The organism is Sphingopyxis sp., assembly GCF_036402335.1.
Classification (GTDB): Bacteria; Pseudomonadota; Alphaproteobacteria; order Sphingomonadales; family Sphingomonadaceae; genus Sphingopyxis.
Genome location: NZ_DASWTD010000411.1, coordinates 1 through 23,214, shown reverse-complemented (window position 1 = coordinate 23,214; position 23,214 = coordinate 1). Strand labels below are relative to the sequence as shown.

General features: G+C 66.1%; 24 protein-coding genes. 11 read left to right on the top strand and 13 right to left on the bottom strand.

The genetic code is table 11. The annotated features are described in order from the left end of the window. The first annotated feature begins 33 nt into the window (after positions 1-33). The gene (locus tag VGD20_RS13375) at positions 34-960 is read left to right on the top strand and encodes a homoserine O-succinyltransferase (protein WP_331134924.1); all 927 of its coding nucleotides are present in this window, start codon (positions 34-36) and stop codon (positions 958-960) included. Between the two features lie 382 nt (positions 961-1,342). On the opposite strand, the gene VGD20_RS13370 is transcribed toward VGD20_RS13375, so the two are convergent. The 6 genes from VGD20_RS13370 to crtY are packed head-to-tail and all read right to left on the bottom strand — an operon-like array spanning position 1,343 to position 6,587. After that, positions 1,343-1,861: an AAA family ATPase gene (locus VGD20_RS13370; protein WP_331134923.1), complete on the bottom strand. Its 519-nt coding sequence runs from the start codon at positions 1,859-1,861 to the stop codon at positions 1,343-1,345. Beyond that, positions 1,858-2,427 carry a nicotinamide riboside transporter PnuC gene (gene pnuC / locus VGD20_RS13365; RefSeq protein ID WP_331134922.1) on the bottom strand — a complete coding sequence of 190 codons (570 nt, stop codon included), beginning with the start codon at positions 2,425-2,427 and terminating at the stop codon, positions 1,858-1,860. Before pnuC ends, VGD20_RS13370 begins: the two co-directional genes overlap by 4 nt. Continuing rightward, positions 2,424-3,383: a phytoene/squalene synthase family protein gene (locus VGD20_RS13360; protein WP_331134921.1), complete on the bottom strand. Its 960-nt coding sequence runs from the start codon at positions 3,381-3,383 to the stop codon at positions 2,424-2,426. The genes pnuC and VGD20_RS13360 overlap by 4 nt, the downstream gene beginning before the upstream one ends. Next, positions 3,383-3,964, bottom strand: coding sequence for a TIGR00730 family Rossman fold protein (locus tag VGD20_RS13355; RefSeq protein ID WP_331134943.1), 582 nt, complete (start codon positions 3,962-3,964; stop codon positions 3,383-3,385). The genes VGD20_RS13360 and VGD20_RS13355 overlap by 1 nt, the downstream gene beginning before the upstream one ends. After that, the gene (locus tag VGD20_RS13350; protein ID WP_331134920.1) at positions 3,964-5,436 is read right to left on the bottom strand and encodes a phytoene desaturase; all 1,473 of its coding nucleotides are present in this window, start codon (positions 5,434-5,436) and stop codon (positions 3,964-3,966) included. Before VGD20_RS13350 ends, VGD20_RS13355 begins: the two co-directional genes overlap by 1 nt. After that, positions 5,433-6,587 carry a lycopene beta-cyclase CrtY gene (gene crtY / locus VGD20_RS13345; RefSeq protein ID WP_331134919.1) on the bottom strand — a complete coding sequence of 385 codons (1,155 nt, stop codon included), beginning with the start codon at positions 6,585-6,587 and terminating at the stop codon, positions 5,433-5,435. Before crtY ends, VGD20_RS13350 begins: the two co-directional genes overlap by 4 nt. Positions 6,588-6,680: 93 nt before the next feature. Here crtY and VGD20_RS13340 point away from each other — a divergent pair, with 93 nt between their 5' ends. The 5 genes from VGD20_RS13340 (at position 6,681) to VGD20_RS13320 (ending at position 12,481) form a co-directional block, all read left to right on the top strand. Beyond that, positions 6,681-7,433, top strand: coding sequence for a ParA family protein (locus VGD20_RS13340; RefSeq protein WP_331134918.1), 753 nt, complete (start codon positions 6,681-6,683; stop codon positions 7,431-7,433). A gap of 35 nt (positions 7,434-7,468) precedes the next feature. Continuing rightward, positions 7,469-8,200: a sterol desaturase family protein gene (locus VGD20_RS13335; protein WP_331134942.1), complete on the top strand. Its 732-nt coding sequence runs from the start codon at positions 7,469-7,471 to the stop codon at positions 8,198-8,200. Further along, a complete protein-coding gene (locus tag VGD20_RS13330; RefSeq protein ID WP_331134917.1) occupies positions 8,145-8,555 on the top strand; it encodes a DUF2141 domain-containing protein in 411 nt (136 codons plus the stop codon). The genes VGD20_RS13335 and VGD20_RS13330 overlap by 56 nt, the downstream gene beginning before the upstream one ends. A gap of 146 nt (positions 8,556-8,701) precedes the next feature. After that, positions 8,702-10,870 (top strand): primosomal protein N', encoded by a 2,169-nt coding sequence (locus VGD20_RS13325; RefSeq protein WP_331134916.1) that lies wholly within the window; start codon positions 8,702-8,704, stop codon positions 10,868-10,870. A 69-nt stretch (positions 10,871-10,939) separates the two neighbouring features. Then, positions 10,940-12,481 (top strand): hypothetical protein, encoded by a 1,542-nt coding sequence (locus tag VGD20_RS13320; protein WP_331134915.1) that lies wholly within the window; start codon positions 10,940-10,942, stop codon positions 12,479-12,481. Between the two features lie 6 nt (positions 12,482-12,487). Here VGD20_RS13320 and VGD20_RS13315 read toward each other — a convergent pair whose 3' ends face one another. Genes VGD20_RS13315 through VGD20_RS13305 form a run of 3 tightly spaced genes read right to left on the bottom strand, consistent with a single transcriptional unit; the run spans position 12,488 to position 14,747 of the window. Further along, positions 12,488-13,246, bottom strand: coding sequence for an isocitrate lyase/phosphoenolpyruvate mutase family protein (locus tag VGD20_RS13315; protein WP_331134914.1), 759 nt, complete (start codon positions 13,244-13,246; stop codon positions 12,488-12,490). Next, the gene (ada, locus tag VGD20_RS13310) at positions 13,246-14,280 is read right to left on the bottom strand and encodes a bifunctional DNA-binding transcriptional regulator/O6-methylguanine-DNA methyltransferase Ada (protein ID WP_331134913.1); all 1,035 of its coding nucleotides are present in this window, start codon (positions 14,278-14,280) and stop codon (positions 13,246-13,248) included. The genes VGD20_RS13315 and ada overlap by 1 nt, the downstream gene beginning before the upstream one ends. A 2-nt stretch (positions 14,281-14,282) precedes the next feature. Then, positions 14,283-14,747, bottom strand: a complete 465-nt coding sequence (locus VGD20_RS13305; RefSeq protein ID WP_331134912.1) for a DUF1203 domain-containing protein — start codon at positions 14,745-14,747, stop codon at positions 14,283-14,285. 166 nt (positions 14,748-14,913) lie between these two features. On the opposite strand from VGD20_RS13305, the gene VGD20_RS13300 reads away from it, so the two are divergent. Both VGD20_RS13300 and VGD20_RS13295 read left to right on the top strand, forming a co-directional pair. After that, a complete protein-coding gene (locus VGD20_RS13300) occupies positions 14,914-15,735 on the top strand; it encodes a DUF2306 domain-containing protein (RefSeq protein ID WP_331134911.1) in 822 nt (273 codons plus the stop codon). Positions 15,736-15,776: 41 nt separating this feature from the next. Continuing rightward, positions 15,777-17,318 carry a serine protease gene (locus VGD20_RS13295; RefSeq protein ID WP_331134910.1) on the top strand — a complete coding sequence of 514 codons (1,542 nt, stop codon included), beginning with the start codon at positions 15,777-15,779 and terminating at the stop codon, positions 17,316-17,318. Here the strand turns inward: VGD20_RS13295 and VGD20_RS13290 are convergent. The 4 genes from VGD20_RS13290 to VGD20_RS13275 all read right to left on the bottom strand — a co-directional run bounded on the left by VGD20_RS13290 (position 17,296) and on the right by VGD20_RS13275 (position 19,908). Continuing rightward, a complete protein-coding gene (locus VGD20_RS13290) occupies positions 17,296-17,847 on the bottom strand; it encodes a hypothetical protein (protein WP_331134909.1) in 552 nt (183 codons plus the stop codon). The two genes, VGD20_RS13295 and VGD20_RS13290, sit on opposite strands and share 23 nt — an antisense overlap. Before the next feature lie 65 nt (positions 17,848-17,912). After that, positions 17,913-18,704, bottom strand: a complete 792-nt coding sequence (locus VGD20_RS13285) for an alpha/beta hydrolase (RefSeq protein ID WP_331134908.1) — start codon at positions 18,702-18,704, stop codon at positions 17,913-17,915. Continuing rightward, on the bottom strand, positions 18,701-19,234 hold the full coding sequence (locus tag VGD20_RS13280; protein WP_331134907.1) for a shikimate kinase: 534 nt from the start codon (positions 19,232-19,234) through the stop codon (positions 18,701-18,703). The genes VGD20_RS13285 and VGD20_RS13280 overlap by 4 nt, the downstream gene beginning before the upstream one ends. Further along, the gene (locus tag VGD20_RS13275; RefSeq protein ID WP_331134906.1) at positions 19,231-19,908 is read right to left on the bottom strand and encodes a dienelactone hydrolase family protein; all 678 of its coding nucleotides are present in this window, start codon (positions 19,906-19,908) and stop codon (positions 19,231-19,233) included. Before VGD20_RS13275 ends, VGD20_RS13280 begins: the two co-directional genes overlap by 4 nt. Before the next feature lie 204 nt (positions 19,909-20,112). Between VGD20_RS13275 and VGD20_RS13270 the strand changes: the two genes are divergently transcribed. From VGD20_RS13270 to VGD20_RS13260, 3 genes are read left to right on the top strand one after another with little or no spacing between them, the layout of a single operon-like run. Next, entirely contained in the window at positions 20,113-20,679 is a 567-nt protein-coding gene (locus tag VGD20_RS13270) for a F0F1 ATP synthase subunit delta (protein WP_331134905.1), read from the top strand. 3 nt (positions 20,680-20,682) lie between these two features. Further along, positions 20,683-22,212 carry a F0F1 ATP synthase subunit alpha gene (gene atpA, locus VGD20_RS13265; protein WP_331134904.1) on the top strand — a complete coding sequence of 510 codons (1,530 nt, stop codon included), beginning with the start codon at positions 20,683-20,685 and terminating at the stop codon, positions 22,210-22,212. A gap of 46 nt (positions 22,213-22,258) precedes the next feature. Beyond that, positions 22,259-23,134, top strand: a complete 876-nt coding sequence (locus VGD20_RS13260; RefSeq protein WP_192647279.1) for a F0F1 ATP synthase subunit gamma — start codon at positions 22,259-22,261, stop codon at positions 23,132-23,134. Positions 23,135-23,214: the final 80 nt, after the last annotated feature.

Here is a 23,214-nt window from a genome sequence, read left to right as displayed (position 1 = left end):
CAGCGTCGAACCGTAAAGAGGGAACGACGTTTCGTGCCGATAAAAATACCCGATCAACTTCCCGCCCGACATATTCTCGAGGCCGAGGGCGTGATGGTCATGCGCGAAGTCGACGCGGTGCGACAGGATGTCAGGCCTTTGCGGATCGCCCTGCTCAACCTGATGCCGGACAAGATCAGCACCGAAACGCAGCTCGCCCGGCTACTCGGAGCGACGCCGCTCCAGATCGAGTTGACGCTTGTGCGGATGACCGATCATGTCGCCCGCAACACGTCGGCCGACCATATGGCGACCTTTTATCGGCCTTGGAGCGATGTCCGTACCGAAAAGTTCGACGGCTTCATCATCACCGGGGCGCCGGTTGAACGGCTTCCCTATGACGAGGTCCGATACTGGCCCGAACTGCGCGCGATCCTCGATTGGACGCAGACGCACGTCCATCGCTGCTTCACGATCTGCTGGGCCGCGCAGGCCGCTCTTTTCCATTTCCACGGCATTCCCAAACTCGACTTGCCCCAAAAGGCTTTCGGCATATTCCCCCATGCAAATCTTGCGCCCGCCTCGCCCTATCTGCGGGGCTTTTCAGACAGGTTCGATATTCCCGTGTCGCGCTGGACGGAAGTCTGCCCCGACGCGCTCACAGAGGCGAACGGACTGCAGATTCTGGCGGGCAGCGAAGAGGGGGGCGCGGGCCTCGTCTATGATCGGGCGCGCCGGACCCTGCATATGTTCAATCACCTCGAATATGATACCGGCACGCTGGCGGCCGAATATCATCGCGACGGCGGAACCCAGCTCCCAATCGGCTATTTTCCCGCCGACGATCCCGCGCGCGCGCCGGAGAACCGCTGGCGCAGCCACGCGCATCTGTTGTTCGCGAACTGGATCAACGAAATCTACCAGACCACGCCGTTCGAGGTCGCATCGATCGGGGAGCGTGACGCTCTGGTCGTGGCCTGATCGCTTGAAGCGGCCGAGGGCTGCCCTTTCTTCTCCCCTCCCTAAAAGGGAGGGGGATGGCGGCAACTCCCCACTCCAAAACAGACATCGCCCCAAAATAGGTCTTTCCTACATTATTTGGCTGTGCCAGCCTTCATCCGGCTCTTTCATTCGGTAAACAAAAAGCGGTCGCTACCCGGCTAGCGGGTACGACCATGATGCGACGTGCCGCGCGCATCCAACGCCCCGCGACTTCCAAATCGGGGCGCACATAAGGCTGAACTTTCCTGAACTTTGAAATATCGCACGGCCCTTGCGCCAACCCGATCCCGGACCCAGCCGGGGATGTCCAAAGAGGGCAGCGGCCGCTCCCCACCCTCCAAAACGCATAGGCAAATTTCGATCAGGACAGGCCCGCCGCCGCGATCGCCGCCAATGCACTCGCCAACCGCGCATCGCCTTCGCCCTCGACCCATGCCCATTCGAGTTTGCGCCGGTCGAGTTCGCCGATCGCGACCTCCATGAACCGCTTCCGCGCGAGTTCGCTGCCGAACAGCCGCGTGCCATCCTCCTCCCACGGCAGGTCCATCGCGGGGACAAGATAGAGGTCGGCGACCTCGTCCCACAGGTCGATTTCGGGCAGGCGGCGACCAAGAAGCATGATCGCCCACGCCTGCGTCATCAGCGGATCGGTGTCCGAGACAAGCCATTCGGGCCGCTGCGCAAGCGCCTCGCGGGTCGCGGCGACATGGCCGCCGAAAATCGCGAGCAGGTCGACCTCGTCGAGATTGATGCCGTTCGCCTCGGCGTATGTGCGGCCATATTCGGGCACGACGAGCCCGCCAAGCTGGAGCGCCAGGCGCGGCGCAAGCGTCGACTTGCCGGTGCTCTCGGCACCGTGAAGGCAGATATGCCGCGTCATGCCACCGCTCCCCCTGTCGCAGCGGCGCGGCGCCACTGGATAAATCCGTCGATCGAAAGCCCGAGCAATATGACATAGACCGCGCTTGTCGCGTAAAGACCGCGCCAGGCGAAGAGCGGCACGGCGATCAGGTCGACGAGGATCCAGAGGAACCAGCTTTCGACGCGGCGGCGCGCGAGCAACCACTGCGCGGTAACACTGAGCATGGCGATGGCGCCGTCGACCCATGGCGCGATCGCATCGGTGTAGCGATCCATCGCGAAGCTCCAGCCAACCCAGGCGGCGACCGTCGTCAGCGCCCAGCCCCGGCGCGCGCGTTCGGTCATCCAGCGAACCGGTACGCCGCTGTCATCGCGCGCGCGCATCCAGGCCGCCCAGCCATAAAGGTTGAGCGCAAAGAAGAAGCCCTGAAGCAGCATGTCGCTGTAGAGTTTCGCCTCGAAGAAAACGAACGCATAAAGCGTCACCGCAACGAGCGCGAAGGGATAGTTCCACACGCTGCGCAGCGCGACGAACGCGACATTGGTCAGCACGAACGCCGCTGCGATCCATTCGAGATGGCTCACGCGTCAGCCCCGTGGCGCGGGCGCGTCCAGAGGCCGTCGCGACTGATCCGCCGCTGCGGCGGGCGGCGCAGCACCGACCAGCCCGCGCGCGCCACCCAGCCGAGCTTTGCACCGAGCGAGCTCGACGCGCGGTGGTCCCACGCATGGTCACCGCGCGCGCGCACCTCCCGCGCGATATCGCCATAGATGCCGGCGGCGGCGAGCACCGCCCAGCGGCTGCGCGGACCAAGCTTGCGCGCGCCCCAGCGCGCCGAGGCTTCATATTCCTCGGCCATTTCGGACAGCCATCGGGCCATCACCGACAGGCGCCCGCGAAAGGCAGGGTGCATATGCTGCCCCGGCGGGATATCGAGTTCGACCATCCACTCGACCGGCAAATAACAGCGGTCGGCAGCGGCATCCTCCGCGACGTCGCGGGCGATATTGGCAAGCTGGAAGGCAATGCCGAGGTCGGAAGCGCGATCGAGCGTGGTTTCGTCGGCTGGATCGATCCCCATCACCAGCGCCATTGCGACCCCGACCGCGCCCGCGACATGATAGGCGTAGCGCAGCAGGTCGGCCTCGCTGCGCGGACGCCAGTCCTTGGCATCGAGTTCGAAGCCCGCAATGATGTCATCGATGACCCGGCGCGGGATCGCGACCTCGGTGAGCAGGAAACCAAGCGCATCGAATGCCATCTCGCCCGTTGGGTCGCCGGCGAAAGCCTTGTCCGTCTGCGCGCGGATATGCGCGACGGCAGCGACCGGATCATGGTCCTGCTTCATTGCGCCGCCATGCTCCTGCCCGTCGGTCAGATCGTCGGCGGCACGGCACCAGGCGTAGAGTAGCCACACGCGTTCGCGTGTCCGGCGATCGAAGAGCTGGCTGGCCAGCGCAAAGCTTTTCGATCCGCGCGCGATGCTGTCATGCGCGAAACCGTGGAGGGCGTGTGCGTCATAGGCCCCCGCCTCGATCATCAGAGATTTTCGGCCTTCATCGCAAAGATCGTCTTGTGCGGAACATAGGACACCATCTTGTCGAGCAATTCGTCGAGCCCGGCGTCGACGATCATGATCCCGGCGTGCGCGGGTCGGATAAAGCCGACGTCGACCATTTTGCGGTTGAAGGCGATCAGTTCGTTGTAGAAGCCCGCGGCGTTGAGCAGGCCGACCGGCTTCGCATGATAGCCAAGCTGTGCCCAGCTGATCGCTTCCCACAATTCGTCCATCGTCCCGACCCCGCCGGGGATGGTCAGGAACCCGTCCGACAGATCGGTGAACATCTTCTTGCGCTCGTGCATGCCCGACACGACGTGCAACTCGGTGCAGCCGCGGTGCGCGACCTCGGCCCCCACGAGCGCGTCGGGGATGATCCCGATCACCTCACCGCCGGCCTCAAGCGCGCTGTCGGCGACCGCGCCCATCAGCCCCAGCCGGCCGCCGCCGTAGACGACGCCGATGCCGCGCTCGGCGAGGGTGCGGCCGACATGGCGCGCGGTTTCGATATAGATCGGATCTTCGGGGGTCGCGGACCCGCAATAGACGGCAAGGCGTTTCATCATTTTTCCAACATCAGACTGGCGGTCGCCTTGGCACTGCCAACGACCCCCGGGATACCCGCGCCCGGATGCGTCCCCGCGCCGACGAAGTAAAGGTTGGAAATTGCATCGTCGCGGTTGTGCGCCCTGAACCATGCGCTCTGCCAGAGCACCGGCTCGAGGCTGAATGCGCTGCCGAGATATGCTGACAGGTCGCGGCCGAAATCGGCGGGGGTGTAGTGGAAACGCGTGACGAGATTGGCGCGGAGGCCAGGCGCGACTCGGCGCTCGACCTCTTCGAGGATCGCGTCGGCGAATTGCCGGCCGAAATCGCCCTCCCAGTCGGCCTTCGCCTTGCCGAGATGCGCGACCGGCGCGAGCGCGTAGAAGGTCGAGTGACCCGGTGGCGCCATGCCCGGATCGGTGATGCTCGGATGATGGAGGTAGAGCGAGAAATCCTCGGGAACGACGCCGCCATAAATGTCGTCGAGCAGCCCCTTGTAGCGCGGTCCGAAGAGGATGCTGTGGTGCGCGATATCGGGATAGCTGCCCTTCACCCCGAAATGGACGATGAACAGCGAGGGCGACCAGCGCTTGCGCGACAGGCTGCGTGCCACCTTCGCGCCGCGCCGGTGATCGAGCAAATCCCTGTAGCTATGCATCAGGTCGGCATTGCACGCGACCATATCGGCGGCGCGGTGCCAACCGCTCGCCGTCGTGACGCCGGTCGCGCGGTCGCCTGCCGTTTCGATCCGCGATACCGGGTCGCCGAGCCTGACCTCTCCGCCCAGCCGCTCGAACAGGCGAACCATGCCGTTCACCAGCGCATTGGTACCGCCACGCGCGAACCAGACGCCGCCATCCTTCTCGATGGTATGGATCAGCGCATAGATCGCACTCGTCGTCATCGGATTGCCGCCGACAAGCAAGGTGTGGAACGACAGCGCCTGCCGCAGCCGCTCGTCCTGTACATAGGATGACACGACTCCATAGACGCTGCGCCATGCCCGATATTTCATCAGCGCGGGCGCCGCCCGGACCATCGACGCGAAATCGAGGAAGGCGACCGCGCCGAGCTTGACATAGCCCTGCTCGTAAACCCCCTTCGAATATTCGAGGAAGCGCTCGTAACCCGCGACATCGGCGGGGTGGAGCTTGGCGATTTCGGCGCGGAGCGCCGCCTCGTCGTTCGAAGAGTCGAAGTTCGTGCCGTCGGGCCAGTTGAGGCGATAGAAGGGCATGACCGGGACGAGGTCGACATCCCCGGCGATATCCTGCCCGCTGAGCGCCCAGAGCTCCGCAAGGCATGGTGGATCGGTGATGACGGTCGGTCCCGCATCGAAGGTGAAGCCGCCCTTCCGCCAATGATAGGCGCGCCCGCCCGGCTTGTCGCGAGCCTCGACGATTGTCGTTGCCACGCCAGCCGACTGCAGCCGGATCGCAAGCGCCAGCCCGCCGAACCCCGCGCCGACGACAATCGCGCGGCGGCTCATCGCCAATCGAGCTTCGCCAGCGCCGATATCGCGCGGCCGACCGGAACCGGCGGCCTGCCGACGAGCAGGCGCAGCTTGTCGCCGCCTGCCGAACGCCCGGCGTAAAAGCGCGCGATCAGCCGCGGCGACAGGCGGTAGAAGCGCTCGAAAATGCGATAGCGTTCGTCCGGGTCGGCGGAGCGGAACAGCATCGCGCCAAGCATGCGATAAAAGCGCTGCCGCCGCCACGAAGCCGCGGCACGATCGCGCAGGATCGCCGGGAAGTCGCCATGATCGACCAGTGCGGGCAATGCAGCGGCGGTCCGCACCGCGTCGGGAAGCGAATAGCCGGTGGTCGCGTGAAACGCACCCGCGCGCACGCCGATCCGCCCGGTGCGGTCCGACGCGGGCCACAGCCGCTCGAAATCGCCAGCGACCACGACGGGCAGCACGCCGCTTTCCTCGCGCGTCGTCGCAGTGACCGTCCAGCCCCGCCCCGCCGCATAGGTCGCAATCCGGTCGCGCGCCGCCGCCACGTCGAGGTCGGCATCGTCGCTATAACAGGTATCCTCGACGAAAATGGTCTCGGCGTCGAAGGGCAGCAGATAGACGAAGCGATAGCCGTCGATCTGCTCGACGGTCGCATCCATTACGACGGGATGCTCGACGCCATGCCCATCCGCCACCGTCAGTGCCTGCCCGACAAATTTCTGCCAGCCGCAGTCGAGTGTCGGGAATTTCCCCGCCCCGCGCGCATCGATGACATGCTTCGCCGACAATCGCCCTCCGCGCGACAGCAGCAGATGGTCGGGCGCGACATGCTTGGCCCTGTCGGCAATGATGTGCCCTCCGGGCAGCGCGGCCGCGACCGCCTCCGCCAGCGCTTCGCTGGTGATACTCTTGTAACCCATGCGTATCCGGCGCTCGTGCGACGGAAAGCGAACGTCGTAGCCCTGCCAGTGATGACGGACGAGCGGCCCGACGAGCCAGCGGTCCTTTCTGGCGATATCGCTGTCGAAGAAGGACCAGATATGGTTGCCGCCGACGGGCTCGGGTTCGACCAGCCGGACGTCGAGATCGGGCCGCCGCGCCGCGAGCGCCAGCGCCGCTAGCCCGCCCGCCAACCCTCCGCCGACGATGGCGATATCGCAGCGGGGAAGATCAGCGGTCATATTTTTGCTCTAGCGGTCGGTGCGGCGAAGCGCAAAGCCGTTCGGCGTGCTGTGCGCTTGACTCGCCGCGCGAAACGACGGAGTCCAGTGGATATGAGCAAGCAGGCGCACGTCATCGCCGTCTACAGCCTGAAGGGCGGGGTCGGAAAGACCAGCCTCGCGGTCAACCTCGCCGCCGAAGCAGCGCTGCAGGCGGGCGGACGGACCTTACTGTGGGACCTCGACGGCCAGGCCGCGGCGAGCTTCATCCTCGGCCACGACGGCCCCGGCAAGCGCACCGCCGAACAGGTGTTCGATCGCGACGTAGCCCCCGCGAAACTGGTGACCCCGACCGCGATCGAGGGCCTCGACCTGCTGCCTGCCGACACCTCGCTGCGCGGGCTCGACGCGCTTTTCCTCGACGCCGGCAAGAAAAAGCGGCTCGCCAGGCTGCTTGCCGACATCGGCGCCGATTACGACCGCATCATCCTCGATTGCCCGCCCGGGCTCACCGAAACGAGCGAGCAGATGATGCGCGCCGCCGACCTGATCGTTGTGCCGGTGATCCCCTCGCCGCTGTCGCGCCGCGCGCTCGACGAGGTGATCGCGCATCTCCGCCCCGCGAAGAAGAACAGCACGCCGTTGATGCCCGTCTATGCGATGGTCGACGCGCGGCGCGCGCTCCACCGCGACGCGCTCGCCGCCGAGACCGCCTGGCCGGTGCTGCCGATGGCGAGCATCGTCGAACAGATGGCAGCCCGGCGCCGGCCACTCGCGGCCTATGCCCGGCGCAGCAAGGCGGGGCAGGCCTATGCCGCGCTGTGGCTGCGCGTCGCCGCCCTGCTCGGCGTCCGCAAACCCGGGTGACCCCCGCGCTCGCCCTGCTGGGCTCGGCGCTCGCGATGACCGCGATCGTCGGCGTGCGTTACCTGATCACCAGCGGTGCTTTCGCTTTCGCGACGCGAATCCGGCATCCCGGCCTCTATCGTGGGCTCGAACCGCAGATGCGCCGCGAGGTCGGCTGGAGCCTCGCAAGCGCCGCCATCTATGGTATTCCTGCCGGAATCGTCGCGTGGGGGTGGCAGTCGTATGGCTGGACGCGCATCTACAGCGACATCCGCGCCTTTCCGTTCTGGTACCTGCCCGTCAGCCTGTTCGCTTACCTGCTAATCCACGACACATGGTTCTATTGGACGCACCGCTGGATGCACCGGCCGGCGCTGTTCCGCCTCGCGCACAGTGTCCACCACGCCAGCCGCCCGCCGACCGCGTGGGCGGCGATGAGCTTTCACCCGCTCGAAGCCATCACCGGCGCTGTCGTCATCCCGGCGCTGGTCTTCCTCATTCCGATCCATGTCACGGTTCTGGGGACGGTCCTGGCGATCATGACGCTCATGGGTGTCGGCAATCATATGGGGTGGGAGATGTTCCCGCGCGCGCTGGTCCATGGACCCGCAGGGCGATGGCTGATAACCGCGACGCATCATGAACAGCATCACGCCGTTTACCGGGGGAATTATGGGCTTTATTTCCGCTTCTGGGACAAGGCGTGCGGTACGGATATCGGGCTGGGCGATTTTGCCGCTGCTCACCGCCGCCGCAGCGCCGCCGCCGACACCCGCCCCGACCGTTGAGGTCAGTATCACCGGGCTGCGCAGCGCGAAGGGACAGATCCTCGTCTGCCTGACAACCAATCCCAAAGCGTTTCCCGACTGCAGCAAGGACAAGGCGTCGGTGCGGATGGCGGTGAAGGCAGCCGACGCCGGCGATTTCGCGGTCCACGCCCCCTCGACGGGCACCTATGCGATCGCGGTCGTCCATGACGAGAACAGCAACAACAAGATGGATGTTGCGATCTTCCTGCCACGCGAAGGCTTCGGCTTTTCGCGCAATCCGGCGATCACCGTCGGACCGCCGAGTTTCAAATCGGCCAGCTTTGCCGTCACGGGCGATATGCGCCAGTCGATCAAGATGAAATATATGCTCTAGGAATTGACGCCGTCGGCTCGGGGATGGCGAGCTGCCCTTTGCATTTCCGTTCAGATAGGCGTTGGTGTCCGCTCGCAACCGGTCAGCAGCCACTGCCCACCTCGCGCTTTCCTATTTTACCCGCCGCCCTATATCCTGCCCGATCCATGACCCGCGCCCGCGTCCTCCTCCTGACCGCCGCCCTCGGCCCGCTCGACTATCGCGTTCCGCGCGAGTCCGAGGCGCCGCTGGGCAGCGTCGTCGTCGCCCCGCTCGGCCCGCGGCGGCTCGGCGGCGTGGTGTGGGAGGATGAAAGCTTCGGCGCGCCCGAGGCGGTCGGCGACAATCGCCTGCGCAACCTCTACGAGGTCGTCCCCGTGCCGCCGATCGGCGCGCCGCTGCGCCGCCTCGTCGAATGGACGAGCGACTATTATCTTGCCCCGCCCGGCGCGGTGCTGCGCATGGTCTTGCCCGGGGTCGCCTTTGCCGACGCACGCCGCCCGATCGTCGAATATCGCGCTACCGGCGAATTGCCCGCGCGGATGACGGCGCAGCGGACGGTGGCGCTCGAAAAGATCGGGACAAGGCAAGGCATGGTGCGCGAACTCGCGGCGCTCGCCGAGGTCAGCGACGCGGTGATCCGCGGCCTCGTGAGCACCGGCGCGCTCGAAGCCGTCACCGTCTCGGCCGACCAGCCCTATCCCGAACCCGACAGCGGCTTTGCGCCGCCCGACCTGTCTGTCGAACAAACCGCCGCCGCGGCGCAGCTCAAGGATGCGGTGGCGGCCGCCAAATTCGACACGCTGCTGCTCGACGGGGTCACCGGATCGGGCAAGACCGAAGTCTATATGGAGGCGATCGCCGCCGCGATCGACGCGGGCAAGCAGGCGCTCGTCCTGCTCCCCGAAATCGCGCTTACTGAGCCGATGCTGACACGCTTCGCCGCACGCTTCGGGTGCGAGCCCGTCGCTTGGCACTCGGGGTTGCGCTCGACCGAGCGCCGCCGCGCCTGGCACGCCATCGCGAGCGGCGAGGCGAAGATCGTCGTCGGGGCACGTTCGGCGCTGTTCCTTCCTTACGCGAATCTGGGCGTCATCGTCGTCGACGAGGCGCACGAGACGAGTTTCAAGCAGGAGGATGGCGTCCATTACCATGCGCGCGACGTCGCGGTGATGCGCGGACATTTCGAGGGGCTGCCGGTGGTGCTCGCGAGCGCGACCCCCGCGCTCGAAAGCCTCGCGATGGTCGAGGCTGGGCGGTATCGCCACATCGTCCTCCCCGCGCGCTTCGGCGGCGCGACCCTGCCCGACTTGGCGGCGATCGACATGCGGCAGGACCCGCCCGACCGCGGCCGCTGGCTCGCGCCGCCGCTCGTCGACGCACTCGCCGACCGGCTCCAGAAGGGCGAGCAGAGCCTGCTCTTCCTCAACCGCCGCGGTTTCGCGCCGCTGACGCTCTGCCGCACCTGCGGCCACCGCATCCAGTGCCCGAACTGCACCGCGTGGATGGTCGAGCACCGCCTCGTCCACCGCCTTGCGTGCCACCATTGCGGCCATGTCATGCCGCCGCCGCGCCTCTGCCCCGAATGCGAGGATGAGGACAGTCTCGTCGCGTGCGGCCCCGGGGTCGAGCGCGTCGCCGACGAGGTCGCGCTGCGTTTCCCCGAGGCACGCGTCGCCATCGTCACGTCGGACACGCTCTGGTCGCCCGCGAAAGCGGCCGAGTTCGTCGACAATGTCGAGGGCGGGCTGGTCGATATCATCATCGGGACGCAGCTCGTCACCAAGGGCTATCATTTCCCCAACCTCACGCTCGTCGGCGTCGTCGATGCCGATCTCGGGCTCGACGGCGGCGACCTTCGCGCCTCCGAGCGTACCTTCCAGCAGATCGCGCAGGTCGCGGGACGCGCCGGCCGCGGGGTCAAGCCGGGCGAGGTGCTGATCCAGACGCGCGTGCCCGAGGCGCCGGTGATGGCCGCCCTCGTCGCCAACGACCGCGACGGTTTCTATTCGGCCGAGGCTGCGGCGCGGAAATTCGCGGGCGCGCCGCCCTATGGCCGCTTCGCCGCGCTCGTCATTTCCTCCGAAGACATCGAGGTCGCGCGCGGGGTGGCGCAGCGGCTGGGGCAGAAGGCGCCGGTCGCCGAAGGCCTCGCGGTGTACGGCCCCGCCCCTGCCCCGCTCGCGATGCTCCGTGGGCGGCACCGCTTTCGCCTGCTACTCCACGCGCCGCGCAGCTTCGACCTGCAGGGGACGATCCGCGAATGGGTGAACAGCATCGAATGGCCGTCGAAGGCGCGGCTGGCGATCGATATCGACCCCTATAGCTTTGTCTAATTGAAAGAGAACTTTACAGTGCCGTAGCTGGCTGGCAGCATCGGCTCAAATACTGGGCGGGGGCGCAAAATGAACAAAGCGGGTTTGGGCCTGATGGCCGGAATCGTCGCGGTAGCGATAGCAAGTCCGGCGGACGCCAAATGGCTGCGCGCCGACACCAACAATTTCATCATCTATAGCGAAGGCGCAGAAAGGGACCTGCGCGACTTCGCCGAAAAGCTCGAACGCTTCGACGCCACGCTTCGCAACCGGTTCAAGATCGAGGGCGGCAAGGACCCCAATCCGCTGACCATATATCTTGTCGAAAGTGCCAGCGATGCCGGCCGCCTCGCGTCGGGCAGCCGCGGATCCTCGATCGCGGGCTTTTACTCGCCCAGCCCCGAAGGCAGCTTTGCGGTGTCGAACCGCGAAGATTTTGTGTTTAGGGGAACTCCGCAATCACAGCAGACCCTGTTCCATGAATATACCCATCATTTCATGAGGCGATTCCTGCCCGGCGCGTTTCCGGCATGGTTCATCGAGGGTTTCGCCGAATTTTATTCGACAGTCGACTTCACCAGGGAGGGTAAAGCGGAAATCGGCAAACCCGCCTTTGGGCGCGCCGTCGGCCTGCTCACCATGCCAAAAATTCCGGCAGAGACGCTGCTCTTCAAACGTCCGCTCGAGATGCGCAACTCGGGGCAGGTGGACGTCTATTATGGCCGCGCGTGGCTGTTGACGCACATGCTCTTCAGTGACCGTACGCGCATCGAACAGCTCGGATCCTATATCGACGCGATCGACCGCGGCGTCGATCCGGCAAAAGCAGCGAACGACAGCTTCGGCGATCTGGCAAAGCTCGATCAGGACCTCGACCGTTATATGAAATCGCGGCTGGCCCATCGCATGACAAATGATCCAATCGCGATCGCCGGTCCGATCACCGTCACCGCGATGGACCCCGCGCAGGATGCGATTGTGCCGCTGCGCCTTGAGCGGCTTAGCGCCGATGACGACGACGAGCGGCTCATCAGGACGCGTGATGGGCTGCGGAAGCTGGCCGGACGACATCCCGGCGACGCCGCCGTCTGGTTCGAACTCGCCATGGCCGAATGGGGGTTAAGCGACGAAAAGCGCGACAAGGCGGCCGCACGCGCGGCAGTCGACAAGGCGCTGGCGATCGATCCCGAGCATGTCCGCGCCAACGTGCTTTTGGGCGAGATGCTGGCCGCCGCAGCCGAAGAAAAGAAGGACGCCGTCGACGCCGACTGGGATGCGGTGCGCAAGCCGATCATTCTCGCCAACCGGACCAATCCTGACGATCCGGTCCCGCTCTATGGTTATTTCAGGACATTTATGGAGCAAGGCGTCCGACCGCCGTCAATCGCGGTCGACGGCCTCGCTCGCGCGTTTCAACTTGCCCCTGAAAACATCGAAACGCGTGTGAGCTACGCCTTCGCGCTTGCGGCCGACGGGCATTTCGACCGGGCGATCGCCCTTGCGAAAATCGTCGCTTTCGATCCGCACGACGGCGGCAGGGGCGACGAACTGATGAAGCAGCTCGAAACCATGCGCGCAGGGACCAAAGGCAAGGCGGGCGACGAAAGCGCCGCCGACCCGCCAAAAGACTGAAGCAGATCAGTAATCGGGTTCGCCACCCGCCAGCACCTGTCCGGCCTGCCCCGCCAGCCATGCCATCGCCGCGGCCCATGGCTGGTGCCCGTGGCTGATCCGCGCAACACCAAGGTTCGCGAGTTCCCTGTGCGTCGGGCCGCCCTTGCCGCGCAGGATATTGACCGGCAGCGGTGACGCCTCGCAGATCGCGCCGATGCATTTCGGATCGAGCAGGAAGGGCACGAACAGCGATCCCGCGCCGGCATCGGCATAGGCGCGCGCGCGTTCGAGCGTCGCGGCGACGAGGCTGTCCCCATCCTTCGCCGCATCGGCCCCGCGAAACGTGTCGCAGCGCGCATTGACGAAAATGCCGGTGTCGGTTGCGGCGCGGTAGCGCGCGACGGCTTCGGCAATCGGCAGCAGTCCGGTCGCGCCCGGCAGGCGGTCCTCCATATTGATCCCCGCCGCGCCGGCATCCCTCGCCCGGGCGACCGACACGCCGACCGCCGCCGGATCGGCGCCATAGCCCGCTTCCATGTCGATCGTCACGGGCAGGTCGGTGACCGACAGGATGCGCGCGAGATTTTCGAAGACATCCTCGATCGGGAAATCCTCGCCATCGGCGCGGCCCTGCGCGCCGGCGACGCCGAAGCTCCCCGTCGCGATCGCCTTTGCACCGGTGGCCGAAACCGCCCTCGCGCTTCCCGCATCCCAGATGTTGATCAGGATCAGCGGGTCGCCGGGGACATGCAGCGCCCGGAATTCGGCAATTTTGTCGGACATCAAAAACTCTCCCTCTTCAGCAATTCTTCCTTGATCGGCAGACCATAGGCGTAGCCGCCGAGCGTCCCGTCGCTGCGCACCACGCGGTGGCACGGGATCAGCACCGCGACATTGTTCGCGCCATTGGCGCTGCCCGCCGCGCGCACCGCGTTCGGCTTCCCGACCGCGGCGGCGATGTCCGAATAGCTGCGCGTCTCGCCCGCGGGTATCTTCCTGAGTTCGCGCCACACGGCTTCCTGAAAGGCGGTACCCTTCACGTCGATCGGAATATGGTCGAAGCCGTTCACGGGTGCCTCGACCGCGGCGATCACCTGTTTCAGCAATGCCGAAAACTCCTCGCCCCCCTCGACCAGATCGGCGGCCGGGAAACGCTCTTCCAGCGCCTCGCGTCCTTCGGCGAACGACAGGCGGCACACGCCCTTCCCGGTCGCCGCGACCAGCATCTCGCCGAGGCTGGTCGGCACGACCGCCCAGTGGATCGTCGCGCCCTTCCCGCCGTTCACCCACGCCGACGCGGTCATTCCCATGCGCCCTTCCATATTCCCGTAAAAGCGCGACGGCCCCGAAAAGCCCGCGTCGTAAATCGCGTCGGTCACCCGGCTGCCCTCGCTGAGTGCCTGTCGTGCGCGTTCGTCGCGTAGCGCGCGAGCATAGGCCGCGGGCGACAGGCCGGTGTGGCGCGTGAAGACGCGCTGGAAATGCGTCGGCGAATAACCGGTGCGGCGCGCCAGATCGGCGAGCGCGAGCGGCTCCTCGCTGCCCTTGATCGCCGCAATCGCCTTGATCACGGCATTTTCGTCGCGCGCAACATCGTCGGGCAGGCAGCGCTTGCACGGCCGGAGCCCGGTCGCGCGCGCCGCGTCGCCGTCGGGAAAGAAGCGGACATTCTGGCGCAGGGGATGGCGCGCGGCGCAGCTTGGCCGGCAATAGATGCCGGTGGTAAGCACCCCGGTGACGAAGCGGCCGTCCTGCGCCTTGTCGCGCGCCTGCACCGCGTCCCAACGCTCGTCGTCGGTCATGGCCTTGAAGTTCATGGTCAATTCCTCTCGATCCGCGCGGCGAAACAACCGTGCGCGGCGTTGTGGGCATCGATATAGGATATGGCGTCGTCAGCGAACAGGTCGCGGATCGCGCCATCGGCCTCGCCCGGTCCCGCCAGCCGCGCGGTCCGCAGCATGCCGTCCGCGTCGAAGGCGCGCAGCGCAAGCGAGCGGCCCGCGAACACCGGCGGCACCTCGTCGCGATAACGCGCGGCGGTGACATGCGGCCGGATATAGATCGCATAGGCGCTGCGATACGGCGTCGCGACATCGTGGCTCGTGTGATGAAGCAGGATCAGTTCCTCGCCCGCCTTCGCGTCCTCCAGGCTGACACGGCACGGAAAGCCGCGGTCGGCGGTCGCGGTGAGGCGGCGCGCGTTGATCGCGGCGAGCCCGGCATCATCGAGCGCGAAGAGCGGGGCGAATTTTTCGGGGCTGAGCCCCTCGATCGAATAGGTCATCGAAACAAACATCCTTTCGCGGCTGCCAGCCTTCAATGCCATGCTCCGCATCGCGCCGCGTCCCGATGCTTGCGTTCAAACATTCGCCCAACTGTATTACTGTATTATATCATTGACTCACCTTGGCGGAGCGCGCACATTCGCTGCCGGAAACGGGGAGGTCGTGATGGCGAGTATCGACGCATCGATCGTATCGGCACGGCCCGCCAGCCGTATCGACTGGCTCGGGCGCGGCGCGACCTTCTGCTATCTGGCGATCGCCGCGGGACAGCTGCTCTTCACCGTCTTCATCCTGCTCTTCTATTACCCCCCGTCGCTTTCGGGCGATTTTGCAGGCTGGAACGACAAGCCGCTGATCAAGGGCTTCGTCGCGGGCGACACCGCGGGCAACCTCTTCTTTGCGGTGCATGTGCTGATGGCAGCGGTCATCACCTTCGGCGGGCTCGTCCAGCTCGTCCCCGCGATCCGCACCCGCTGGCCCGCGGTGCACCGCTGGAACGGGCGGCTTTACCTCGTCAGCGCGCTGATGCTCGCGCTCGGCGGGCTGTGGCTTACCTGGGTACGCCAGACCTGGCTCGTACTCGCAGGCGCGATCGGCATCACGCTCGACGCCTTGCTCATCCTCGCCTTCGCCGCGCTTGCCTACCGCGCTGCCCGCGCGCGCCGATTCATCGAGCATCGCCGCTGGGCGCTGCGCCTGTTCGCGGTCGCATCGGCGGTCTGGTTCATGCGCGTCGCCTATATGGCGTGGGGCATGGCGACCGGCGGCGCGGGGATCGGCAAGGCGCTGGACGGGCCCTTCGATCTCTTCCTCGCCTTCGCCAGCTCGCTGATCCCGCTCGCACTCGCCGAGCTTTATCTGCGCGCCGGGGCGCACGGCACGCCGGCGGCGAAAAAGGGCGTCGCGATCCTGCTGGGCTTCAGCGGCCTCGTCATCCTCGCCGGCAGCGCGGGCGCGTGGATAATCATGTGGGGCCCTTACATCTAGCGCCGCTTGCCTTCGTGCCGCGAGCGACTAGGGTCCGCGCCATGACTCGCCTTCTCGCGCTGCTGCTCGCTCTCTTTACCCTCGCTGTCCCGGCCCGCGCCGCCGACGACATCAGCGCCGCGTCGCGCAGCGTCGTGCGCGTCGTCACCGTCGCCATGGTCGATGGCGAGGTTGTCGGCTTCGGCCATGGCAGCGGCATCGCGATCTCGCCCACACGAATCGTCACGAACGCGCATGTCGTCGAATCGGCGGCCAAATATCCGGGCAATGTCGCGCTCGGCGTCGTCCCGTCGGAAGGACAGAAAAGCTATGCGGGCAAGCTGATCGCGATCGACACCGCACGCGACCTCGCGCTGGTCGAGATTACCGAGGGCCGCCTGCCCGCCGCCGCGATCTACACCGGCCCGCTCGATTCGGGCGCCGATGTCGTGGCATTGGGCTATCCGGGCAATGTCGACCTCGCGACCGCGCGCAGCGCCAACGATTATATCACCCCGCGCACCCCGACGCGCAGCGAAGGCAATCTGTCGAACACGCAGGCGGTCGACGGCGTCGCGATGCTGATCCACACCGCGAAGATTTCGCGCGGTAATTCGGGCGGCCCGCTGGTCGACGCGTGCGGCCGCATCACCGGCATCAACACCGCGATCACGCGCGCCGACGACGGCGATTCGCCCTTTGCCTTCGCGATCGCGGGGCGCGAACTCACGCGCTTCCTGACCGACGCGGGACAGGATTATGCGAGCATCGGCACGCCGTGCCTGTCGCTCGCCGAAGCCGACGCGCGCGACCGCGCCGCGATGGATGCCGAATCGCGCGCCAGCGCCGAAGCCAATGCCGCAAAGGACGCCGCCGCCCGGCTCGACCGCGAACTCAAGCAGGCGCGCGCCGAGGAAGACGCGCTCGCCTCGCGCGAGAATCGCATCGCGCTCGCCGGCGTCCTCTTCGTGATCGGCGCGCTCGCCGCGGGCGCGGGGCTGCTCTTCTACAACCAGAAGAATATCCGCAATGCGAAGATCGCGGGCGGCGCCGGCGCGGTGCTGATGCTCGGCGCGGCGGTGCTGTTCGCGACGCGCCCCGATGCGCACGCCGAAATCGCCGAAGAAGTGGCCGCCACGGCCGCGACGACTGAGCCGAAACTCGCGCAGGGCAATTTCCTCTGCACCATCCGTCCCGACCGCAGCCGCATCACCGTGTCGGCGACGACCGATGTGCCGATCACCATCGGCAAGGGGGGCTGCGTCAACGGCCGTACCCAGTATACGCAGGGCGCCGACGACCGCTGGCAGCGGATCCTCGTCCCCAACGAGGAAGCCACGGTCACCGTCGCATCGATCGATGCGACCGGGCGCGACTATCGCGTCGACCGCTATCTGCTCGATGCCGAAACGATGACGAAGGCGCGCGAGACGCGCGCGACGGTCACGCTCAAGAGCTGCACCGCCAACCCCGACGAACTGGCGGGGCTCGCGGCGCAGCAGGACGCGATCCGCAGCGCGCTGCCCGCCAGCCCGAACGAACGGCTCGTCTATCGCTGCCAGCCCGCTTCGAGGCCGGCGATCAAGCCGGCACCCGCGCCTTGAGCCGGTAGCCCGCGCCGGGGCTGATCCAGATATAATTGCTCATCATCTCGCCGGCGAACTGGCCGTCGACGGTTCCGACCTCGAGCTGCAAATCATCCTCGGCGCGCGAATAGGCGTAAGCGCAGGTCTTGCGATTCCAGAGCGCCCCGACGAGCGCGTCGCGATAGAGGATCGAATAGCGCTTGTCGTTCAGCGGCACGTAGGGCGCGCGGCTGCTGACGATGCGGAAGCTCGCCATATAGGTCTCGTTCACCACGCCGCAGAGCCCCGCGCCTTCGCGCGTCGCACCCATGCGCAGTTCCGCTGCCAGCGCGGGGCTGTCGCTGAGCGCAGTCAACTGCCGCACCTGCACCCGGCCGCCCTCTCCTTCGCCGAGCCAGGTCATGATGCGGCAGGTGCGCGCGGCGGGATCGGCATCGTGGCACTGGATCTTTCCCGCGCGCGCATCGACCAGCGGATCGCGCGCCGGCTTCCATGCCGGATCGAGATCGAACGTCGCTGCCGAAAGCAGGATGATGGGCCACAGCATGACGGGCACTCCGCGAATGGACGTCGGTGCCGATCATGCCCGGCGCGGGTTACCATATGATTGAGCTACGGCGCCCGCAATCCGTCGATCCAGTCCGCAAGGATCGCCTGCGCCGGCGCGGTATAGGCCAGCTCATGTCCCGCCCCGGCGACCAGTACGGCGGTCGCATCGGGCCGGACGCGCCGCAACCGCGTCAGATTGTCGGGCGTCACCAGCGTATCGGCATCGCCGTGCAGCAGGAACACTGGCGCCGTCACCCGTGCGAGCTTCGCCATATTGTCGAACCGGTCGCGAACGAGCCATCCGGTCATCGGCACCTGGCTCCGCACGACCTCGGGCAGGCTGGAAAATCCCGAGACGAGTATCAGCGCCGCGACATGGTGCCGCACCGCCATCTCCGTCGCCGGCCCCGAACCGACCGAATTGCCGACGATGACGATATCGCGCGGCGCGATGCCCGCCTCGGCAAGCCAGCGAATCGCCGCCTCGCCGTCACGGTACAGCCCCGCCTCGTCGGGCGACCCGGGATTGCCGCCATAGCCGCGATATTCGGCGAGCATCAGCCCGTACCCTGCCGCCGCCGGCCCGCGCGTCGCCTCGATCGCGCCGAGCATATTGTCGCCGTTGCCGTGGAAAAAGAGGATCGTCTTCTTCCCCGGCATCGCCGGACGATAGAAGGCCGAGAGCCGCAAGCCGTCGTCGGTCCGGGTATAGACGAGCCGGAATCCCGTGGGCGCCTCCGTCGGATAGCCGGACGGCGCCGGGAAAAGGATACGGCGCTGCTGCGTATAGAGCAGCAGGGTGACGGCAAGCGCAACGACGAGCGCGAAGATCAGCAGGTTGATCGCGATTTTCACGCCTGGCGCAGCCCGAGGCCGTCGCGGATCCGCGTTGCCGCTTCGGCAGGTTGGACCGCGCCCGTGTCGATCTCGATCGCCGCCGGGATCGGGGGGTAGGCAAAGGCGCCCTTTGCCTCGAGTTCGCGCAGCAGCGCCAGCGACGACAATTTGCCGCTGGCCTGCCGCGATGCGGCCCCGACCCGCGCTTCGACGACCTCGGGCGCGCAGGTCAGCCCGACGAAATCGACCCGACCGCCCGCCGCCTCGACGACGGCGACGACACGCGCGGGAAAGTCGGGCGCGACGCTCGCCTCGGGATGAAAGGTGAAGATCAGCGAGCGGCCTTCGGCAGCCGCCGCGCGAAAAACGTCGAGCCATATCCGCTCGCGCAGTTCGACAAAGGCGGGGCTGCCGAACGGAAACACCGCGAGCAGCGCATCGACGACCAGATGATTGTGGAACAGCGGCAAACCGGTCAATGTCGCGAGTTCGCGCGCCACGGTCAGCTTCCCGCTCGCGGCAGGCCCGTGAATGAATATCAGCCTCATCCGCCACACGCCCTGAACAGCATCAGCGTCCGCTCGCGCGCCAGGTCGGCGCTCGGCTCATGATAATCCTTGCGCCGGTCGCTGTTGAAACCGTGGCCGGCCTCGTAAATGAACACCTGCGCCGTCGGGTGATCCTTCGCGACCAGCGCCTCGACACCCTCCATCGGGATGCCGTCGTCGAAGCGTCCGAAATGGGCGATGGTGGCGCACGCCGGTGCCTCGCCCCTGAACATCGTCGGCACGAGGCTCCCATAATAGGCCGAGGATGCGGCGAGATCGGGGCTGGTCTGCGCCATCCGCCACGCGACCGAGCCGCCATAGCAATAGCCGGTGATGAACACCGGACCTTTGCCTTTCAGCGCGTCGATGCACGTCTGCGCATCCTTCAAGCTCTGCTCGAACGGATGGAGCTCGCGGGCCAACTGCACCGCACGCTGGAACTGCGGTCCCGAATAGTCGCTCTCGAACCCCGGATGCTCGCGGTCGAAGAGCGCCGGGCTGAGCACCTCGTAACCATCGGCGGCATATTCGTCGCACAGCTCGCGGATATGGTCGGTGACCCCGAAGATTTCCTGGACGAGGACAAGCCCGCCACGGCGCCCGCCTGCCGGTTGCGCTTGATAGACCGCGATTTCGGCGCCGTCGTCCATCGTCATCCGGATCATCTCGCCCATGCTCTTTGCCTCCCGTCGCGGCCTTATTTTTCTGTCAGCCCGTCCCTATCGCACGAAGGGGCAAAAGCAATCGTCCCCCCACCTTGCATTGCAGCAAAATCGTTGCTAGGCGCGCCGCGACTTCGCGTGGGGGATATTCAACGAATCTCCCCATAAAAGCGCGCGACCCATCCCCCACGGGATCGTAGCAAAGGACTTTCACGCGTGGAGAATTCCGGCGGCATTCAGGGCAACATCACGGCGGGCCTCGCGGGCCGTTATGCGGTCGCGCTGTTCGATCTGGCTCGCGAATCGAACGCGATCGACGCGGTGGCAAAGAGCCTTGCGACCCTCAAGACGGGCCTCGCCGATTCGGCCGACCTCTCGGCGCTGATCGCCAGCCCGGTCGTCGGCCGTGCCGACGCCTCCAAGGCGATCGCTGCGGTCGCCAAGTCGCTGAAGCTCGATTCGCTGACCGCGAAGTTCCTCGGCGTGCTCGCCGAGAACCGTCGCCTCGCCGACCTGCCGAAGATGATCGACGCCTTCAGCGCGATCGTCGCCGACCACCGCGGCGAAGTGACCGCGAAGGTCACCAGCGCACATCCGCTTTCGGCCGCGCAGCTCAAGGAGCTGACCGCGAACCTCAAATCCCGTGTCGGGCGCGACGTCACCGTCGACACGACCGTCGATCCCGCCATCCTCGGCGGCCTCGTCGTCCAGCTGGGCAGCCAGCTGATCGACGGCAGCATCCGTACCCGTCTCAATAGCTTCGCACAGGCGATGAAAGGCTAAACAATGGAAATCCGCGCCGCTGAAATCAGCAAGGTCATCAAGGACCAGATCGCCAATTTCGGGACCGACGCAACGGTCAGCGAAATCGGTTCGGTGCTCTCTGTCGGCGACGGCATCGCCCGCGTCCACGGCCTCGACAACGTCCAGGCCGGTGAAATGGTCGAATTCGCCAACGGCGTGAAGGGCATGGCGCTCAACCTCGAAGCCGACAACGTCGGCATCGTGATCTTCGGCTCGGACAGCGAGATCAAGGAAGGCGACACCGTCAAGCGCACCGGCACGATCGTCGACGTCCCCGTCGGCAAGGGCCTGCTCGGCCGCGTCGTCGATGGCCTCGGCAATCCGATCGACGGCAAGGGCCCGATCAAGGCCGACAAGCGCATGCGCGTCGAAGTCAAGGCGCCGGGCATCATCCCGCGCACCTCGGTCCACGAACCCGTCCAGACCGGCCTCAAGGCGCTCGACGCGCTCGTCCCCGTCGGCCGCGGCCAGCGCGAACTGATCATCGGCGACCGTCAGACCGGCAAGACCGCCGTCGCGATCGACACCTTCATCAACCAGAAGCAGGCGAACGCCGGCACCGACGAATCGAAGAAGCTGTACTGCATCTATGTCGCCGTCGGTCAGAAGCGTTCGACCGTCGCGCAGATCGTGCGTCAGCTCGAAGAAAATGGCGCGATGGAATATTCGATCGTCGTCGCTGCGACCGCTTCGGAACCCGCTCCGCTGCAGTATCTCGCGCCTTACGCTGGCGTGACGATGGGCGAATATTTCCGCGACAACGGCATGCACGCCGTGATCGTGTATGACGATCTTTCGAAGCAGGCCGTCGCCTATCGCCAGATGTCGCTGCTGCTGCGCCGCCCGCCGGGCCGCGAAGCTTACCCCGGCGACGTTTTCTATCTCCACAGCCGCCTGCTTGAGCGCGCTGCAAAGATGAACAGCGACAATGGTTCGGGCTCGCTCACCGCGCTGCCGATCATCGAAACGCAGGCGGGCGACGTTTCGGCGTACATCCCGACCAACGTGATTTCGATCACCGACGGCCAGATCTTCCTCGAAACCAACCTGTTCAACGCCGGTATCCGCCCCGCAATCAACGTCGGCCTGTCGGTGTCGCGCGTCGGCTCGGCCGCGCAGACCAAGGCGATGAAGAAGGTGTCGGGCTCGATCAAGCTCGAGCTCGCCCAGTATCGCGAAATGGAAGCCTTCGCGCAGTTCGGTTCGGACCTCGACGCGTCGACGCAGAAGCTGCTCAACCGCGGTGCGCGCCTGACGCAGCTCCTCAAGCAGCCGCAGTTCCAGCCGATGCCGTTCGAAGAACAGACCGCGTCGATCTTCGCCGGCACCAACGGCTATCTCGACAATGTCGCGTCGACCGACGTGTCGCGCTACGAACAGGCGATGCTCGCCTATCTGCGCAGCGACCATGGCGATGTGCTGAAGACGATCCGCGACACCAAGGACCTTGGCGACGACGCCAAAAAGGGTCTGGTCGCGGCGCTCGACGCCTTCGCCAAGATCTTCGCTTAATCGCTTTCCGCATCCCGGCCCGGCCGGGACGCAAAGAGGGGCTTAAATGGCTTCGTTGAAGGAACTCAAAGGGCGCATCGTCTCGGTCAAATCGACCCAGAAGATCACCAAGGCCAAGAAAATGGTCGCGGCCGCCAAGCTTCGCAAGGCGCAGGCCGCGGCCGAGGCCGCGCGCCCCTATGCCGAGCGTCTCGAAGGCGTCGTCGCCAGCCTCGCGTCGAAGGTCGGCGCGTCGGATTCGGCGCCGCAGTTGCTCGCGGGCACCGGCAAGAGCGACACGCACCTGCTGGTCGTGCTCAACAGCGACCGCGGTCTTGCGGGCGCGTTCAACTCGAACATCGTCAAGGCCGCGCGCGACAAGGCGCTCGAGCTGCAGGCGCAGGGCAAGAAGGTCCTCTTCTACCTGATCGGCCGCAAGGGCCGCCCGGTGATCGCACGCCTGTTCGCAGGCCAGATTACCGAGCTCTATGAGACGACCGGTATCCGCGACATCGGCTTCGACCAGGCGCACGAAATTTCGGCAAAGGTCATGGAGATGTACGAAGCCGGCGTCTTCGACGTCGCGCATCTCTTTTATTCGAAGTTCCGTTCGGCGCTCCTTCAGGAAGCGACCGGCCAGCAGCTGATTCCCGTTCCCGCCCCCGTCGACGTTCCGGCATCGAGCGGCGCCGCGGTCGAGTATGAGCCCGATGAGGAAGCGATCCTCGCCGACCTGCTCCCGCGCAACATCACGATCCAGATCTTCAAGGGCCTCCTTGAAAACGCCGCGTCCGAACAGGGCGCGTCGATGACCGCGATGGACAATGCGACGCGCAACGCAGGCGACCTGATCAACAAGCTGACCATCGTTTACAACCGCACGCGTCAGGCGGCGATCACCACCGAACTCATCGAAATCATTGCCGGCGCCGAAGCGCTGTAAGCTATCCAAGCAAGGAAGAACGTAATGGCTACCGCTCCCGCTGAAAAGAAGGCTCCCGCCAAGAAGGCCGCCGCGCCCAA